General features: G+C 39.1%; 15 protein-coding genes. 7 read left to right on the top strand and 8 right to left on the bottom strand.

Annotation, left to right across the window (positions count from 1 at the left end):
* The first annotated feature begins 3 nt into the window (after positions 1–3).
* A complete protein-coding gene (locus WC407_RS08330) occupies positions 4–1,479 on the top strand; it encodes an MBOAT family protein (protein ID WP_373022152.1) in 1,476 nt (491 codons plus the stop codon).
* An 11-nt stretch (positions 1,480–1,490) separates the two neighbouring features.
* Entirely contained in the window at positions 1,491–2,618 is a 1,128-nt protein-coding gene (locus WC407_RS08335) for a hypothetical protein (RefSeq protein ID WP_373022153.1), read from the top strand.
* Positions 2,619–2,621: 3 nt separating this feature from the next.
* On the opposite strand, the gene WC407_RS08340 is transcribed toward WC407_RS08335, so the two are convergent.
* From WC407_RS08340 to WC407_RS08350, 3 genes are all read right to left on the bottom strand, one after another.
* Positions 2,622–3,476, bottom strand: coding sequence for a rhamnan synthesis F family protein (locus WC407_RS08340; RefSeq protein WP_373022154.1), 855 nt, complete (start codon positions 3,474–3,476; stop codon positions 2,622–2,624).
* Positions 3,476–4,486 (bottom strand): hypothetical protein, encoded by a 1,011-nt coding sequence (locus WC407_RS08345; protein ID WP_373022155.1) that lies wholly within the window; start codon positions 4,484–4,486, stop codon positions 3,476–3,478. The genes WC407_RS08340 and WC407_RS08345 overlap by 1 nt, the downstream gene beginning before the upstream one ends.
* A gap of 164 nt (positions 4,487–4,650) precedes the next feature.
* Entirely contained in the window at positions 4,651–5,793 is a 1,143-nt protein-coding gene (locus WC407_RS08350) for an acyltransferase family protein (protein WP_373022156.1), read from the bottom strand.
* 134 nt (positions 5,794–5,927) lie between these two features.
* On the opposite strand from WC407_RS08350, the gene WC407_RS08355 reads away from it, so the two are divergent.
* Genes WC407_RS08355 through WC407_RS08370 form a run of 4 tightly spaced genes read left to right on the top strand, consistent with a single transcriptional unit; the run spans position 5,928 to position 10,636 of the window.
* Positions 5,928–6,749, top strand: coding sequence for a glycosyltransferase (locus WC407_RS08355; RefSeq protein ID WP_373022157.1), 822 nt, complete (start codon positions 5,928–5,930; stop codon positions 6,747–6,749).
* Entirely contained in the window at positions 6,750–8,114 is a 1,365-nt protein-coding gene (locus WC407_RS08360; RefSeq protein WP_373022158.1) for an O-antigen ligase family protein, read from the top strand.
* Positions 8,115–8,153: 39 nt separating this feature from the next.
* The gene (locus WC407_RS08365; protein WP_373022159.1) at positions 8,154–9,632 is read left to right on the top strand and encodes an MBOAT family protein; all 1,479 of its coding nucleotides are present in this window, start codon (positions 8,154–8,156) and stop codon (positions 9,630–9,632) included.
* Positions 9,633–9,640: 8 nt separating this feature from the next.
* Positions 9,641–10,636, top strand: a complete 996-nt coding sequence (locus tag WC407_RS08370; protein ID WP_373022160.1) for a hypothetical protein — start codon at positions 9,641–9,643, stop codon at positions 10,634–10,636.
* 4 nt (positions 10,637–10,640) lie between these two features.
* On the opposite strand, the gene WC407_RS08375 is transcribed toward WC407_RS08370, so the two are convergent.
* From WC407_RS08375 to WC407_RS08390, 4 genes are read right to left on the bottom strand one after another with little or no spacing between them, the layout of a single operon-like run.
* On the bottom strand, positions 10,641–11,459 hold the full coding sequence (locus tag WC407_RS08375; RefSeq protein ID WP_373022161.1) for a glycosyltransferase: 819 nt from the start codon (positions 11,457–11,459) through the stop codon (positions 10,641–10,643).
* Positions 11,456–12,559, bottom strand: coding sequence for a glycosyltransferase family 4 protein (locus WC407_RS08380; RefSeq protein WP_373022162.1), 1,104 nt, complete (start codon positions 12,557–12,559; stop codon positions 11,456–11,458). Before WC407_RS08380 ends, WC407_RS08375 begins: the two co-directional genes overlap by 4 nt.
* A complete protein-coding gene (locus WC407_RS08385) occupies positions 12,552–13,310 on the bottom strand; it encodes a glycosyltransferase family 2 protein (protein WP_373022163.1) in 759 nt (252 codons plus the stop codon). Before WC407_RS08385 ends, WC407_RS08380 begins: the two co-directional genes overlap by 8 nt.
* Before the next feature lies 1 nt (position 13,311).
* Positions 13,312–14,049, bottom strand: a complete 738-nt coding sequence (locus WC407_RS08390; protein WP_373022164.1) for a polysaccharide deacetylase family protein — start codon at positions 14,047–14,049, stop codon at positions 13,312–13,314.
* Positions 14,050–14,123: 74 nt separating this feature from the next.
* On the opposite strand from WC407_RS08390, the gene WC407_RS08395 reads away from it, so the two are divergent.
* A complete protein-coding gene (locus tag WC407_RS08395) occupies positions 14,124–14,891 on the top strand; it encodes a lipopolysaccharide kinase InaA family protein (RefSeq protein WP_373022165.1) in 768 nt (255 codons plus the stop codon).
* On the opposite strand, the gene WC407_RS08400 is transcribed toward WC407_RS08395, so the two are convergent.
* Positions 14,851–15,828, bottom strand: a complete 978-nt coding sequence (locus tag WC407_RS08400; RefSeq protein ID WP_373022166.1) for a glycosyltransferase family 9 protein — start codon at positions 15,826–15,828, stop codon at positions 14,851–14,853. The two genes, WC407_RS08395 and WC407_RS08400, sit on opposite strands and share 41 nt — an antisense overlap.
* Between the last annotated feature and the right edge of the window lie 43 nt (positions 15,829–15,871).

A 15,871-nucleotide genomic window follows, 5' to 3' on the forward strand; every position in this document is an offset into this window, starting at 1 on the left:
TGCATGTTATTTAACAGTTACGAGTTTATATTTTTCTTTTTGCCGATAACCTTCGGGATCTATTTTTGGCTCAATAAAAAGCGTCTTACCCAAGCATCGAAAGGGTGGATGGTTTTTGCCTCTTTGTTTTTTTATTCGTGGTGGAACATTATTTATTTGCCGCTTATTTTGGGCTCTATTCTTTTCAACTTTACGATCGGATCTACTATCTCTCGAATCAATGCTTCGCCTGCTTCTGCTAAAAAAGGGGTATCGAGCAAAGCTATTTTAGCGTTTGGAATTATCTCAAATGTTCTGTTACTCGGTTATTTCAAGTATATGGACTTTTTTATTGCTAATGCCAATACGGTATTGGGATCTCATTGGGATCTGATGCATATTGTTCTCCCTTTGGGGATCAGTTTCTTTACCTTTACGCAAATCGCCTATTTGGTCGATGCTTATCGTGATGAAGTCAAAGAGATGGATTATCTCAACTATACTCTCTTTGTCACGTTCTTTCCTCATTTGCTTGCCGGTCCGATTCTCCATCACAAGGAGATGATGCCTCAGTTTGATGCTCTTCGAAACAAAGCACTTAATTATAAAAACATTGCCACCGGACTCTTCCTTTTTTCGATCGGTATGTTTAAAAAAGTGGTGATTGCCGATACGTTTGCCGAGTGGGCGAATGCAGGCTTTGTAACGGAACATGCACTTAACTTTTTTGAAGCGTGGGCTACGAGTCTGAGTTATACGTTTCAGCTTTATTTTGACTTTAGCGGTTATACCGATATGGCGTTAGCGGTTGCTTTGTTGTTTAATATCAAACTCCCTATTAACTTTAACTCTCCGTATAAAGCGCTCAACATCCAAGATTTTTGGAGACGTTGGCACATGACCCTCTCGCGCTTTTTGAGAGATTATATTTACATCCCTCTTGGCGGAAACCGTAATGGGGAAACTCGTACTTATGCCAATCTCTTTACCGTTTTTTTAGTCGGCGGTTTATGGCATGGGGCCAGTTGGATGTTTGTCATCTGGGGAGCTCTTCACGGTATAGCTATCGTTCTTCATCGTGCTTGGCAGCAGATGGGTCAGAAAATGAATACTCTGCTTGCTTGGTTCATCACCTTTAACTTTATCAATTTCACCTGGATCTTTTTCCGTGCTAAAGATTGGGATGATGCTCTTAAGGTTATCCAAGGCATGCTCGGATTCAGTGGAATCATGCTACCGGAAAAGTATACAAAAGGGCTTATGTTTCTTCAGCAATACGGAATTGAGTTTGGAGGAGTTTTCGGAGATATTCAAGGAAAAGCTCAAACTATCGTTTACATTGTCGTGGCCACTATTATTACCCTTAAACTCAAAAATGCGATGGAGATGGTCAAAGAATTCCAACCAACACGATTGAATTTACTGTATACCATGGCACTGTTTTTTACAGCCCTTTCCATGATGTCACGCGTATCCGAATTTTTATATTTTAATTTTTAAAGCGGTATTGTATGCACTCGCGTTCTTGGATTCATATCTATCTTTCAGCCGTTATCATCGTTATCATGGTTATAGGTATCGTAAACTACCTCGTTAACCCCTATAATGTTTTTAAACCGAATCATCATACACATTACAATCGGCTCAAAAAAGACATTATCTCTGAACGGATGACCTATTTTTATGAGATGCGCTATATACGTCCTCAAACATTGATGGTGGGAACCTCTCGTATAGGCTATTTCAAATCCAATACGCTCAAGCCGTATGCACGCTCTCCTATTTTTAACCTTACCCTTGCTGGTTCTTCTGTATATGAACAACGCCGCTATATCGAATATGCAATCAATCACCTTCCGATTAAAACAGTGGTATGGTCATTGGACTTTTTCTCTTTCAATCCCATCAAAGAGCCCTATCCTGCTTTTTCTGAAGACCGGTTAAATCATCCTCTTTACCTAAACGATTATACGACTGCATTACTTAGTTACCGTACTTTTGAAAGAAGCCTTAAAACACTTAAAATCAATCGTATAAACAATCCGTTAGATGATAATGTATCGGAATATTACGAGCAGCATCATTACATGGACGTGCAAGGCCAAACCCTTTCACACGACGAAGTCCGAAAAAATGCCAACTGGACTCTCAATGAATATGCCCACAATGATAGCTTTTTGCATGCAAAAGAATTTCGTAATCCACATGCGATAGATATAAAGCTTGCCGAGGTCGCTTATATACTGCATCGCTGTAAAGAAAAACATATTAGATGCTTGATCTATACCAGTCCGGTATACCGCGAACACCTTGATATGATTTATAAAATCGGATTAGGAGACACCTATGAATACTGGAAAAGAGGACTTGCACATATCACGAATTATTGGGATTTTAATACCTACAATTCACTGACAGAAAATCTTATGAATTTTCGTGATAGTTCCCATATGGTGAGCGATAACGGAAGATTTATTTTTACCAAATTATTTAACGCGGCTCCCTATTTAGGGCCCGATGATTTTGGCTACTATGCTACGCAAGAAAATATTGAAGCCCATATCAAAGAGCAACGGAGATTTGTCCGCCCCTTTGTCTTTCATAAGGAATATCCCGATTCTATGAAATCTGCGGAGTAGAGATCAAAGACCTTTCATTCGCTTCTGATGCTGCACAATTGTATCACATGGGTACTGCCCGAGCGTGTGTATGATTTCACAAAAAGAGTCTACTTCTTTGTTTCCGAAAGCATTGTGTGACAATACGGCCACTTTCAAAAAAGGGATCCGATGATGCCGAATAAGAACATCCCAAAATAAGAGTGACGTATTGCACGCAAAATGACCTCCGTCTCGACATCGCTTATAAATATTCCGCGCTTTTTTATACTCTCCCCGCAGTAAAAAGGAGAACATTTTTTTTCGGGCTTCCTTTCTCTCATCTTCAATCCGGACTGCTACCCCCTGAACCAACCCCGCATTCTGAAATTGGGTAGAGAGACCGATCTCGTATTCCAAAATAAGATCTGCCTTTGATTCAATCACTTTCACATCACTCCAAAAACTTCTGAATGCAGCAGAGTCTAGTGCTTTTTTCTTAAAAACAATAAAATAGCTTTGAAGATGATGTGAAAATTGAAAACTCTCCGTTATCCCCCAATAGTCGCACGATTCATACGACATTCGATCCATTAATTCCGCTATGGGGTATAAAGGACCGTATACACTGTCATTGCAAACAAGGACTTCATCATAAAGAGATAAATCACATGACAATAGCCCTATCTTGTAACTCATAAAATCGTAGCCGACATTCTCTCTACTTATCATGCGATTAGAAAGATTTTCTGCTATTCTGAGGTTTTCCTCATCTAAATCACTCGTCGTTACAAAAAGAATATCCTCCGTAACGTCTTGCAATTGCCGCAGATAAAACTGTACATACGGGTCCACTCTTCCATGCTTATCAAAATGGACAAAAATAGCCAAGCGCTTCATTATTGATGATTATCTTTTGCAATAAGATGATCAAACGGAATACTCTGAACGACCTGTTCCGATGCTCTATAGGTCCAATGTGAGTCATCGGCATGAAACACATCTTTTACTTTATGATCTACAAGTTTTTGTAATTCTGCTTTTGTATTCACAAAATAATATCGTTTCGGTAATGGAGCCAATATGTCAAAAAATCGATTTCTCTCGGTCGGTTTTTTTACAAGATGATCATAATATAAATCATATTTATCCACAACAGGCATAAAAATCAGTCGAATCCCTTTCTTTGCCAACATATCGGCAAGACGGTTCAAATTAGTATTCATCTTTTGCACATTTTCCTCATTGACAAGTCCGAGGCTGGTAATATCTTGATCATACGATAAAAGTGTATGATTCGCTTTTGCAGTAAATAACGCTTCATCCAATTTAAATCGATATACAGTTGAATAATTCAATGCATTATGAGAAAATTTGTACATCAGGTTATAGATAAAATATTTATAATTGGCGGTATTGATCATCAAGATAACTTGACTACCTGTTCGATCCTGTTGTCTCATAGCATCGTATATTAAAGGAAGGGAGACATTCTGTTCCCAATTCATCTCATGAGAATAACGATCAAGTGCCGATCGCTCTATCGTCTCCAGAATAATAACTTTAGGCTTTATAACATCCAACAATCCACTATTATTCCACACAATAATATTTTCCATATAATCGTCAAGCTGTGGTAAGCGATCGAGATTCATCACACTAAGATTATAATTTGTCGCAATATAATCTTGGTAAAAAGGGTTTAATCCACCGCCGCCGCCTATGGAAAATGAGTCTCCAATAGTCAGAACATCGACTTTTTCATTATCCCATGTAGGAGCTTGTATGTGCAGCTTTGGTAAGGTCACTTCTGTTTTTCGTATTTGAAGAGAATCAAGCTGATACCCTATTCGAGCCAAATCACCGACATAAAGGGGTTCTTTCGTCGCTAAAAGCTGTTTTGTAAACACTTCCCAAACCAAAAAATGTAAAAATGTAAAAAAAATGAAAATAATGATAAACCACCGAACAAAGCGATAACTGCTCATAACATTATGCAAATTAACCCCACTTATTTATCCTCTTTTAAATTCAATTGTCAAAATATTATATATTAAAACAATAGCTATTTTATCTATGATTCCATTCTCGATCGCAGATTATAAAATTTTTCCTCTATAAACTTGTAGGTAAAGGTTGCACTGACTATCATCACCATGCCTAAGACCGCAATGATTAACCAATAAGCTTCAAGACCTAATGTTTTAAAATCAATATATCTTTTTAGAATATTTAGAACCGTATAAAGCCATATTCCGTGAAGCAGATATACACTGTAGCTGATCGATCCTAAAAATACTGTCGTTCGTAAATGTAATAAACCGAAGAAATCAACATAACCGCTCACAATCAGTAAAAATAATAGAAAACCGAGTGCATACCATAAAAGGTTAAAACCATCATGAAAGTCAGATAAAATAAAAACTAAAAAAGGGATAGAGAAAAGATTAAAAAAGAGTTTTTGCATCCGCGTAGGAATAATGTTTTTTTCTTCCAATGCATGCTTAATACTGGCCGCCAACATTCCAAACGGAAAAATAATCCAAATATTGGATTGACCCAAAACAATTTTTATAATAACGAGTAAAAGCAACGGGAACCATATCCAATGACGTAAAACAGTACGGTACAAAAAGGCCAACACCAAAATAATCAAATAGAATTTCCACTCATACTCGAGTGTCCAATAGACACTTGCATTAATTAAAAGTTTATTCGGTATCTCTGTGATGTCCAAAGAGATGCCGTCAAAATGGAGTATATGAACTAAATATTCTCCGCTTCTTCCTGCAAGCGTGTATAAAGAGTATTCGGAAAAATAGATCGCAACAAGCTGTATGAGAATGAAACTAAAAATAAACATCGGTGCAAGACGCAAAAAACGATGCTGCACAAAGACCCAAGGGTTAAGTACCCCTCGATAGCGTATAATCATATTCCAGAATAAAAAGCCGGTAATCATAAAGAAAAAGAGGACTGATCCTTCCCCTATCATCGTATAGAAATTTTCTATTGGCAGTTGCCACGGAATTCCCTGATAATAACGGTACGAAATCGCTGCATGGGCAACAAAAACTCCCAATGCCAATAAACCTCTCAACCCATCTATCTCAAGACTTTTTGCGGGTGAAATATCGGTTCGGTAAAAAAATTTAACAATCAAATGCCCCCACACCAGCATTATAAATATGATCATCACACCATAATAAAAATTCATTAACCCGCTTTATTTATTTGATATAGTACTCATTTAATTATACCTTTTTATATCTTGAGTGCCATTAATCCAAAAAAGCATATCTTTACATCTAATCCGCTAAAATTTCTCATCCCTATTTCAGGAAAACGTCAATGTCAAAGCCACTGATAAGTGTCATTATCCCCTATTACAATCACAACCATTTTGTGAAACAGACGCTTGACAGTATTCTTGCTGATCCCTATCCTGCTAAAGAAATCATTCTCATAAACGACGGCTCAACGGATCCTGATGATACACAAATCACCCAATGGATTGCCGCCCATCAAAATGAAATTAATATTACTTATCACAAACGTGAAAATCGAGGAATCACTAAAACGTTAAATGAAATGCTCAAACTGGCGAAAGGGCAATACATAGCACACATTGCAAGTGATGATTTTTTTATCAACAATACCTTTACACAGCGGGTAGAGCTTCTGCAATCCCATCCAGATAAGCTTATGCTCCTCTCTGATGCCATCACCGTTGATGATGACGGAAATCAATTATATGAAAGCGCATTATTTGAGCAGCGCGGAGGAAAAAAAGAGTTTTACTTCACCGATAAAGGGCTCAAACGAGAGCTTATTAAACGGTGGTGTGTCGTCGGGCCGACAACATTTATCGACAAGCGACTATTTGAACAAATCGGTGGTTACGATGAAAATCTGTTTTATGAAGACTGGGATCTATTTTTACGTGCCGTGTCGCAAGATTTAATTCTTTTCCACGATCAAAAAGTAGCCGCCCATCGATGGCACAAGAACAATGCCAGTGCCAATCCGAAAACCGAGTATATGCGAGCCATTGATCTTGCGCAAACCGCTAAACAAAATCTAAAACGCTTTTCACTTCCCTATAAAATAATGCTTTGGAAACGGTATAGAAGCTGGAAAAAAGTGATAAATAAATTAGAAAAAGCGATTTAAATGCATCATTCCTTATCGCTTATCTACGCAAGGATTCAAAAAAATACCAATCTTATAGCAAATCATATTTTAGTTATTATCGCCTTTTTTTTACCGATAAATGTAGGTGCTGTCAAATCAGGTTTTTTTATCCTTATTATTTTATTGTTGTTTAAAAAAGATTTATGGAAAGTATTCAAAGAGACGTTATCCAATCCTGTCATTATCTCTTTTTTACTGATTTGGTTATTGCATAAAATCGGTATTTTATACTCATTTGATCCTATAGGATCTGCCAAATATGCATCAGAAATGATTTTTTTTCTTTATCCCATTCTCATTCTTATCTTTGCTGAACATCGCTATGTTTACCGTATATTTACTGGTTTTATTCTAGGTGTTTTTTTAAGTGAACTCCTCTCTTACAGTTTCTTTTTTGAATTACTTACTTCACCGATTCCTGAAAAATTTGGAGGATTTGCTCTCGCCAGTAAGAATGAGCCTTCACCCTTTACGTACCATATTGAATATGGTTTTATTCTCGCCATCACCTCCGCTTTGCTGCTTCAACGATTTATCATAAGCGCTCATCGCTCCGAAAAACTAGCACTTATCCTTTTTTTCACCACGATCTCTCTCAATGTTTTTTTAAACAGCGCTCGAACCGGTTATATTATTTTCTTTATTGCTAATCTGGCAGTACTTATATCGATTTATAAAACCCAATTTATTAAACGATTTTTATTTTTATTACCCATTGGACTTTTCGTTATTTTCATTGCTTGGAATTTTTCCACTAACTTAAAACGAGAATTTTACGAAACAACAGATTCACTCCAAAGACTCTTTATGCATAATGATATGTCTTCTAGTATTGGCAATCGTGTTAGTATGGCAACAACCGGTTTTACAGCTCTTAAAGACCACTATTGGATTGGCTTTGGAACAGGAACTCAAGGGCATGTGGTATACGACGAAGCCGTAAAAGAGAACAACACCCAGTTAATTCAATGGATGCCTGAGCCCCATTTTTATATGGGTTATAAAATGCATCTTGATTGCAATTATGTCGATGTCTTGATACAATTTGGCATCATTGGTCTATTTATTTTTTTAAATCTATTTGTTCAAATGGCTCGATTTCATAATCAGGATTCTTCTCTTAATTATATTAGGTCCGCTGTTCTTTGGTCTGGGTTATTCTACGCTTCAATCTCATCCCTTCTTTTTGGCTTTTTACTGCCTGTTTTATATGTCGTGTTAACCACATTCACCCTCGTTCAACCTAATAGTTCTTTACCGTCATTGCCAAAAGAAACTTTTCGGCATATTAGCCTCTATGCCCTTTTAGCCATCGGCCTTTTCTTTATCTCAAAAGTCACTTAAAAAATCAAGGAATCTAGTTTATGTTAATGAGTTTTTACCATGTTATTTAACAGTTACGAGTTTATATTTTTCTTTTTGCCGATAACCTTCGGGATCTATTTTTGGCTCAATAAAAAGCGTCTTACCCAAGCATCGAAAGGGTGGATGGTTTTTGCCTCTTTGTTTTTTTATTCGTGGTGGAACATTATTTATTTGCCGCTTATTTTGGGCTCTATTCTTTTCAACTTTACGATCGGATCTACTATCTCTCGAATCAATGCTTCGCCTGCTTCTGCTAAAAAAGGGGTATCGAGCAAAGCTATTTTAGCGTTTGGAATTATCTCAAATGTTCTGTTACTCGGTTATTTCAAGTATATGGACTTTTTTATTGCTAATGCCAATACGGTATTGGGATCTCATTGGGATCTGATGCATATTGTTCTCCCTTTGGGGATCAGTTTCTTTACCTTTACGCAAATCGCCTATTTGGTCGATGCTTATCGTGATGAAGTCAAAGAGATGGATTATCTCAACTATACTCTCTTTGTCACGTTCTTTCCTCATTTGCTTGCCGGTCCGATTCTCCATCACAAGGAGATGATGCCTCAGTTTGATGCTCTTCGAAACAAAGCACTTAATTATAAAAACATTGCCACCGGACTCTTCCTTTTTTCGATCGGTATGTTTAAAAAAGTGGTGATTGCCGATACGTTTGCCGAGTGGGCGAATGCAGGCTTTGTAACGGAACATGCACTTAACTTTTTTGAAGCGTGGGCTACGAGTCTGAGTTATACGTTTCAGCTTTATTTTGACTTTAGCGGTTATACCGATATGGCGTTAGCGGTTGCTTTGTTGTTTAATATCAAACTCCCTATTAACTTTAACTCTCCGTATAAAGCGCTCAACATCCAAGATTTTTGGAGACGTTGGCACATGACCCTCTCGCGCTTTTTGAGAGATTATATTTACATCCCTCTTGGCGGAAACCGTAATGGGGAAACTCGTACTTATGCCAATCTCTTTACCGTTTTTTTAGTCGGCGGTTTATGGCATGGGGCCAGTTGGATGTTTGTCATCTGGGGAGCTCTTCACGGTATAGCTATCGTTCTTCATCGTGCTTGGCAGCAGATGGGTCAGAAAATGAATACTCTGCTTGCTTGGTTCATCACCTTTAACTTTATCAATTTCACCTGGATCTTTTTCCGTGCTAAAGATTGGGATGATGCTCTTAAAGTTATACAAGGCATGCTCGGGCTCAGTGGAATCATCCCACAAAATGCTTTTATAGAATCACAAAAATTTTACCAAGAACACGGTCGGCTTAATTTAGATATTTTCTTACCTACTTTTGATGGATCAAATACTACCGTGGTAGCAATTTTTGTGGTATTTATCCTTGTTCTAAAGTTTCAAAACAGTACTTCTTATCTGAGAAATATTTCTTTTGGATACAAACAAATGTTTATTTTTACGGTAATAATGACCTATGCATTATTAAATCTAAACAACATGACCGAATTTCTCTACTTTAATTTCTGAGGCATATTATGAAACCAAAAAAATGGGTACTCATCTCACTGTTGATTATCATTCTCCTATTAATACTCAACACACTTTTGATGGTCTGGATCGATTCATATTCCATTGCCCATCCGAAGCAAGATCACTATTATTGTGAACCCAATCGAAATTTTTTAAAAACTGAATATATACGCTCAAATCCGGCCCTATATGACTCATTTATTTTCGGTTCTTCTAAAGTGGGGGCGATTAACCCCTACAGTATTCAAGAAGGGCATTTTTACAATATGACTTACTCAGCGGGGATCCCGCATGAACACCTGATCAACATCAAATTATTCCTTCGATCGGGTGTCAAAATTAAACATCTGCTTATCGGTTTTGAAGAGATATCGTATCTAGAACCGTTTGCTAAGCGTCAACATCAAGGGATTACAAAAGCCCACCCTTTGGCAACCGGAAATTCATGGCTAAGCCAGTATCTCTACTATTTTTTCCGATTTCCTGCGAAAGTGGATCGTACCAATCTTATGACAAAACTTTTTCATCCCGATAGAACCGTTACCATGGATGTATTTCACCAAAAATCCTATTATGCTCAATTAACACAGCAATTTCAAAACCGCGATATTAACGAAACCGAATATGTTCAACAACCAAAATTTTCCATCCCAGCCGGCTACCACGGGGATGAATTACAAGATACCCTTAACGATATCAAAGAGATCATACAGGTTTGTCGTGAAAATCATATTGACGTCAAGTTTTTTATTAATCCGATTCACAATGTCACCTATGAAGCTACCGACAAAGCACTCCTAACCAAATTCAAATATTCATTGGCACAACTAACGGATTATTACGACTTCAGTGGACCGAATAGTATTACAAGTAATAACTTGTATTGGTCAGATACAACCCATTATGATATTCGGGTAGGGGAATATATTCTAGAATCCCTTTATCATTACGGTAAACCGCCTAAAGATTTTGGGATTTACGTCCACAAAACAACTCTTTGATAGGTTAATGGGTATTAAGCCCCAAGGTACAGACATACTCTTGGCTGCGTTCCCGCTCTCGCATCTGTGCTACCTGTAAACTTGCATCACCCCTATCGTGTGCTTTATGATGGAGATGAAAAACGTTTGCCGCATTTTTGCACGATTTGAGTTTCAAGCCGTACGCACGAAAACGCCAATCCAAATCCATATCATCACTGACGGCACTCTCTCCATAACTCTCATCAAATCCATTGATCGCGATCATATCAGAGCGAAAACAGGCAAAATTGCATCCTAGAATTGCACTGCTCCGTTTTTGACGTTCAATAAATATCCGATAAATCCACCCTTTCGGATTGAGATAAATCCCTTGTTTGAAGCGGGAATCCCTGTCCATTAACAGTTTCGGGACGTATTTCCAAAATGATTTTTCAAATTCCCATGAAACCGATTTTCCTTCTCGCATCTTATGCGAATAATCGGCAGGGAGATTAAGCCTTCGACCCGATCGGACAATACCGCGTTGCGCCAAGGCAACATGAGCTTCCACAAACGTCGTATAAGGGATACAATCGCCGTCGATAAAAATGAGTAACTCTCCCTCTGCAGCCAATACACCGTTATTCTGAGAGCGTGCTTTGCGAACTCCGATGTCCTCTTGAAAAGTGTGTTTTATGGCAATCGTTTTAACCGATTCAATGTAGTTCCGCATAGCTTCGGCATTATTATCTTCAGCAACCACCAATTCAAAATTTTTATACGTTTGCTGTTCCAGCGCTTTAACAATAAGATCCAGCGCTTGTATATCTTTGTAGACAGCAACAATGACGCTCACTTTCATACTTGCTCCAATAGAAGGCGTAATTGTTCAAATTGTTTTTGACTTTCAAACATCTCTAACACTTTATTTTTTCCGGCATTCGCGTATTGTTCCCGCAAACTATTATCTCGATACAACCGGATCAATTTATCGGCCAATGCCTCTGCATCAAACGTTTTAAAGAGCAACCCGTTTATTCCGTTGTCAATAATCTCCAACGGACCTCCGCTATCGCTTGCTACGGAACACACGCCGCACATCATCGCCTCGATCAAAACCAGTCCAAATGTTTCATTTTCCGTAGCAAGGACCATAACATCGAATAACTGCATCATCACTTGCGCTTCACGAGTGAATCCGGTGAATAGGATACGCTCACTCAACCCCCGTGCAGCGACATCGCTTTGAAGCTCCGCTAGGTATTCTTCATTCATCGGGTGACCGACAATCAGTGCTCGTGCATCAATCCCCTGTAGGATCAGTTTCTCAATCGCATCGATAACAAGATATTGCCCCTTTTGCGGTTCAATTCGGCCGACAATTCCTACTGTAAAGGAATCGGATAATCCTAATTGCTCTCGTCTTCTTTTTTTCTCTTCCTCAGTAATAATAACCGGTTGATCGGCACCAATATAAAGCACTTCTATTTTTGGACGGATCTTCTCCGGGATAAATTTCTCAATTTGTCCCTTTACCTGATGAGTTACAGCAAGTATCATCTCCATGTTTTTATAGAGAAACCGGTGATAAATGTCATCTTTAAACCGAGTCATCGTCATATGGCGCGACTGCACAACACGCGGTTTACGTTTGGAAATCAGCTTTGCCATAATGGCTACGGGTAGATCTTTTGTCCAATGCAAATGCACGATATCAACCGCTTCATCATCGATAATACGGGCAAGATGACGGGCACTAAGCCATGATAAAAATACTTTTCGTCGCTTGAGGGTAAAATAGCGGTACACACTGTTTTCATAATAGCTTTTTAGCTTCCCCTGCCCATTAATAACGCTGATACACTCACCATGATCGCTCAAATAACGTGAAGCTCTCATCATATAAAGCTCTAATCCCCCCAAATCGGGCGAAAGACACAGCTCCAGAATTTTTTTAGCCACGCTTTCCCTTTTGCTCCAAATTCATCTCATAGAGTTTGATATATTTGTAAAAGTTGGTTGCCATATGAGAAAATGCAATAATCAGCCCTGCATATCCGTCCAAAAATCCCCGTTTCAGAATATAAGTTCTGAAAAATGAGTAAAGCCCGTTGAAAAATGCCTTGGCGGGGGATGAGGATTTTTTTCCGGCGTTATCGATTGCAAAGAGAGTTGAATAACGATCCAGCTTGATGATAAAATCGGAGATACTCATGTAGCTGTAGTGCTTCATATTCCCCTCTATCGGCTCTTTTTTCATCCCTTCATCCATAATATTTTCATGAACGGCGTTATCGTTAAACCGTGTAACCGATTTATTGTACAAACGACGGATCTTTTGATTATTCCAACCGCTGTGGCGTATTTGTATCTCTTTATAATAGGCTAAAAAGTTGAGAATATAAATCGTATGCGGATCAAGCACTTTGGTTTGAAGCGCATGCAACAGTTCTTCATCTACCACCTCATCACTATCGATAATCAATACCCAATCGCGCTGGGCAAAAGCAGCCGCCCGATTTTTAGTTAGTCCGAATCCGTCAAAGTTCCCTTCGATCAAATGGACATTCGGATATTCCCGGGCTATCTCCAATGTCCCGTCGGTTGAACCGTTGTCATATACCACGACATCATCAAATTCACGCAAACTCTCCAAGGTTTTACGGATCGTCCGCGCTCCGTTTTTAACAATCATTACTGCCGATACGTTCATCTTAACTCTTTACTATTTTAACAAATGTTTTAAACCAAAATCCAAGCTGTCTTGAGGGTTTAAATAACTCATCGGGAGCTTTAAGAGCATCCCCTTTAATCCGGTATAGAAGTCCGCCGATTCCCTCCCACGAAGGATTAAAAGCATTACCGATTCGGAAGACATACGGATAATGCTCACGGGCTAATGCAACCGCAGCATCATTGTATTTTCCATATGGCAGAACAAACGATTCAATCCGGTATCCGAGCTTCTCTTCAAGCACTGCTTTAGAGCCAAAGATTTCCCTCTCCAAATCAATTCCTCCCTCCGTCAAATTAACATGATTCACAGAGTGTGAAGCAATCTCTACTAAGCCGCTCTGCACCATTTCACGCAACTCTGCATAGGTACAAAACGGTACATAGGTTTTATAATTTTCTCCTTCGTAAATTTCATGATGTTTTAGCGATAAACGGGTTAGCGAATCAACCGTAGTATCATCAAGAATGTAGGCAGTAGGGACGGCGAGGAGCGCTTTTAAATGGTATTTTTTCAATAAAGGGAAAACGTAATGGTAAAAATCGTAATACGCATCGTCAAACGTCAGACAGATAGAACGGTTAGCCGATTCTTCGCCGGGAAAAAGGGTCGTATACCGCTCGCTAATGAGACGAAGATGCGACTCCATCATTGAATCGGAATTGGAGAGTGGAAGATCATCACTGTTAATATGATGGTACATCACTATAGGCAGCATGCGTCCCCTTTCTCGCCTTTCAGGAATTATAAAGTATCATATCATACCCTCACTTAAGGACTTTTCTAAACATTATGAGTATCCGATACGAATATAAAAGTGACTACACTTCTCTAATAGCCTCATTTGAATCGATCCGAGAGTTATTCTCACACGATAATCACTCCATTCATAAAGCACGCAATGAACTCAAGATCATCTCTTTAGGGGATATTAAAACGGTTGTCAAATCATTCAAAGTTCCCCATTTACTCAATCGTATCGTCTACAGCTTCTTTCGACAAAGCAAAGCGTATAAGTCGTATCACAATGCGCTCCGTCTTGAAGAACTTGGAATCTCTACTCCCTCTCCAATAGCTAAAATCGAATTTTTTGAATCCGGTCTTCTTTCGGAGAGTTTTTTTATCAGCGAATATTTTGAATATGATTTTACCATCCGTACTCCACTGCTCGAACCGCTCGAAGATCGTGACGCCATTTTCACTGCCTTTGCCGCCTATACGTATGACCTGCACCAAAAAGGGGTATGGCACCTCGATTACTCTCCTGGTAATATCCTGATCAAACGGATGGAAGAGGGCTATCAGTTCAGTATTGTCGACATCAATCGGATGGAGTTTCGTTCAATCACACCGGTAGAGGGATGTGAAAATTTTAATAAGCTTTGGGCCACTAATGAAGAGCTTGACGTTATGGGGCGGGAATACGCCCGGCTTAGCGGCTTGGACGAACAGGTCACGATTGCTGAAATGAAACGGCACAACGATAGTAATAAACGGACAAAAAACTTTAAAAAGAGGCTTAAAAACCTGATGAAAGGCGATTTTTCAACGCCAGCTTAACGCTCTCGAACATTGCTGCACGTCCCTCAGGCTCAAGCGGAATCATAAAATGGTGCTGTTTGCTCTCTTCACCGATGCTTTTCCAACGCAACGCGGAAGCAAAACGGGAATCTCCAAAAAAAGTAAACGTCTCGCACCCTACTGCACTCGCCAAATGATACGTCCCTGTCGAGGTACTAATAAACAGTTTAAAACAGCTCAAAAGTGTGGCAAAATCGACCACACTCCCCGCAGAACGGTACAAAACTACCCGGCTCTCAGCTAAATAGCCTTTCGCTTCATTATACAATTTTTCCTCATCGGGCCCGAACGTCATAACCACATCAACAGTCTGATCTACTTCGGCAATTTTCACCAATTCAATGTATTCCTTCAATGTCCAGTTAGCATCCGAAGAGCCGCCAAATCCCGGATGAAAAGCAACAACGGGTTTCGTAATACGCTGTGCTGCACAAAAGGATTCATAAACCTCAGCAGCTCCCTCAAATGCTAAAAGCGGTTTCGGAAAATCCAAAGATATCTCAGGAAAAAGAGCTTTCGCGAGCTGCAGATTGTATTCAAACTCTCCCATTTTCACTTCGCTTCGACGTTGGGTGATGCGGCGATTGTAAAACAGCTGAGCGATCTTGGTCGCGGGGGCAATACGAATAGGGATACGGGCGATCCACTGTGCCAAGGCAACGCGGGTATTCGAAAAGAGGGTTATAGAAGCATCGATATTCGCTTGTTTAATCTTATAGGCCAATTCGAGAATATCTTCGCCACTATCAACAATCACCTCATCGATAAAATCACAGGATTCTGCCAATGTGCGATTCATTGGAGCGACAAGAGCAATAATGCGATTAGCCCTATTATGGTGTTTAAGAACATACAATGTCGGCAATGCGGTAATAAAATCACCCAGTTTATCGTTACGCACTACTAAAATGTTCATTCACTTTCCTCTTGTTCTGATGCTATATTCTACCTAATTCATC

Origin of the sequence: Sulfuricurvum sp., from assembly GCF_041651515.1 — a bacterium.
Classification (GTDB): Bacteria; Campylobacterota; Campylobacteria; order Campylobacterales; family Sulfurimonadaceae; genus Sulfuricurvum.

Bases quoted from the DNA above. Each gene is read 5' to 3' on its own strand.
- WC407_RS08330 (WP_373022152.1), top strand. From the start codon at position 4: ATGTTATTTAACAGTTACGAGTTTATATTTTTCTTTTTGCCGATAACC.
- WC407_RS08335 (WP_373022153.1), top strand. From the start codon at position 1,491: ATGCACTCGCGTTCTTGGATTCATATCTATCTTTCAGCCGTTATCATC.
- WC407_RS08340 (WP_373022154.1), bottom strand. From the start codon at position 3,476: ATGAAGCGCTTGGCTATTTTTGTCCATTTTGATAAGCATGGAAGAGTG.
- WC407_RS08350 (WP_373022156.1), bottom strand. From the start codon at position 5,793: ATGAATTTTTATTATGGTGTGATGATCATATTTATAATGCTGGTGTGG.
- WC407_RS08355 (WP_373022157.1), top strand. From the start codon at position 5,928: ATGTCAAAGCCACTGATAAGTGTCATTATCCCCTATTACAATCACAAC.
- WC407_RS08360 (WP_373022158.1), top strand. From the start codon at position 6,750: ATGCATCATTCCTTATCGCTTATCTACGCAAGGATTCAAAAAAATACC.
- WC407_RS08365 (WP_373022159.1), top strand. From the start codon at position 8,154: ATGTTATTTAACAGTTACGAGTTTATATTTTTCTTTTTGCCGATAACC.
- WC407_RS08370 (WP_373022160.1), top strand. From the start codon at position 9,641: ATGAAACCAAAAAAATGGGTACTCATCTCACTGTTGATTATCATTCTC.
- WC407_RS08375 (WP_373022161.1), bottom strand. From the start codon at position 11,459: ATGAAAGTGAGCGTCATTGTTGCTGTCTACAAAGATATACAAGCGCTG.
- WC407_RS08385 (WP_373022163.1), bottom strand. From the start codon at position 13,310: ATGAACGTATCGGCAGTAATGATTGTTAAAAACGGAGCGCGGACGATC.
- WC407_RS08390 (WP_373022164.1), bottom strand. From the start codon at position 14,049: ATGCTGCCTATAGTGATGTACCATCATATTAACAGTGATGATCTTCCA.
- WC407_RS08395 (WP_373022165.1), top strand. From the start codon at position 14,124: ATGAGTATCCGATACGAATATAAAAGTGACTACACTTCTCTAATAGCC.
- WC407_RS08400 (WP_373022166.1), bottom strand. From the start codon at position 15,828: ATGAACATTTTAGTAGTGCGTAACGATAAACTGGGTGATTTTATTACC.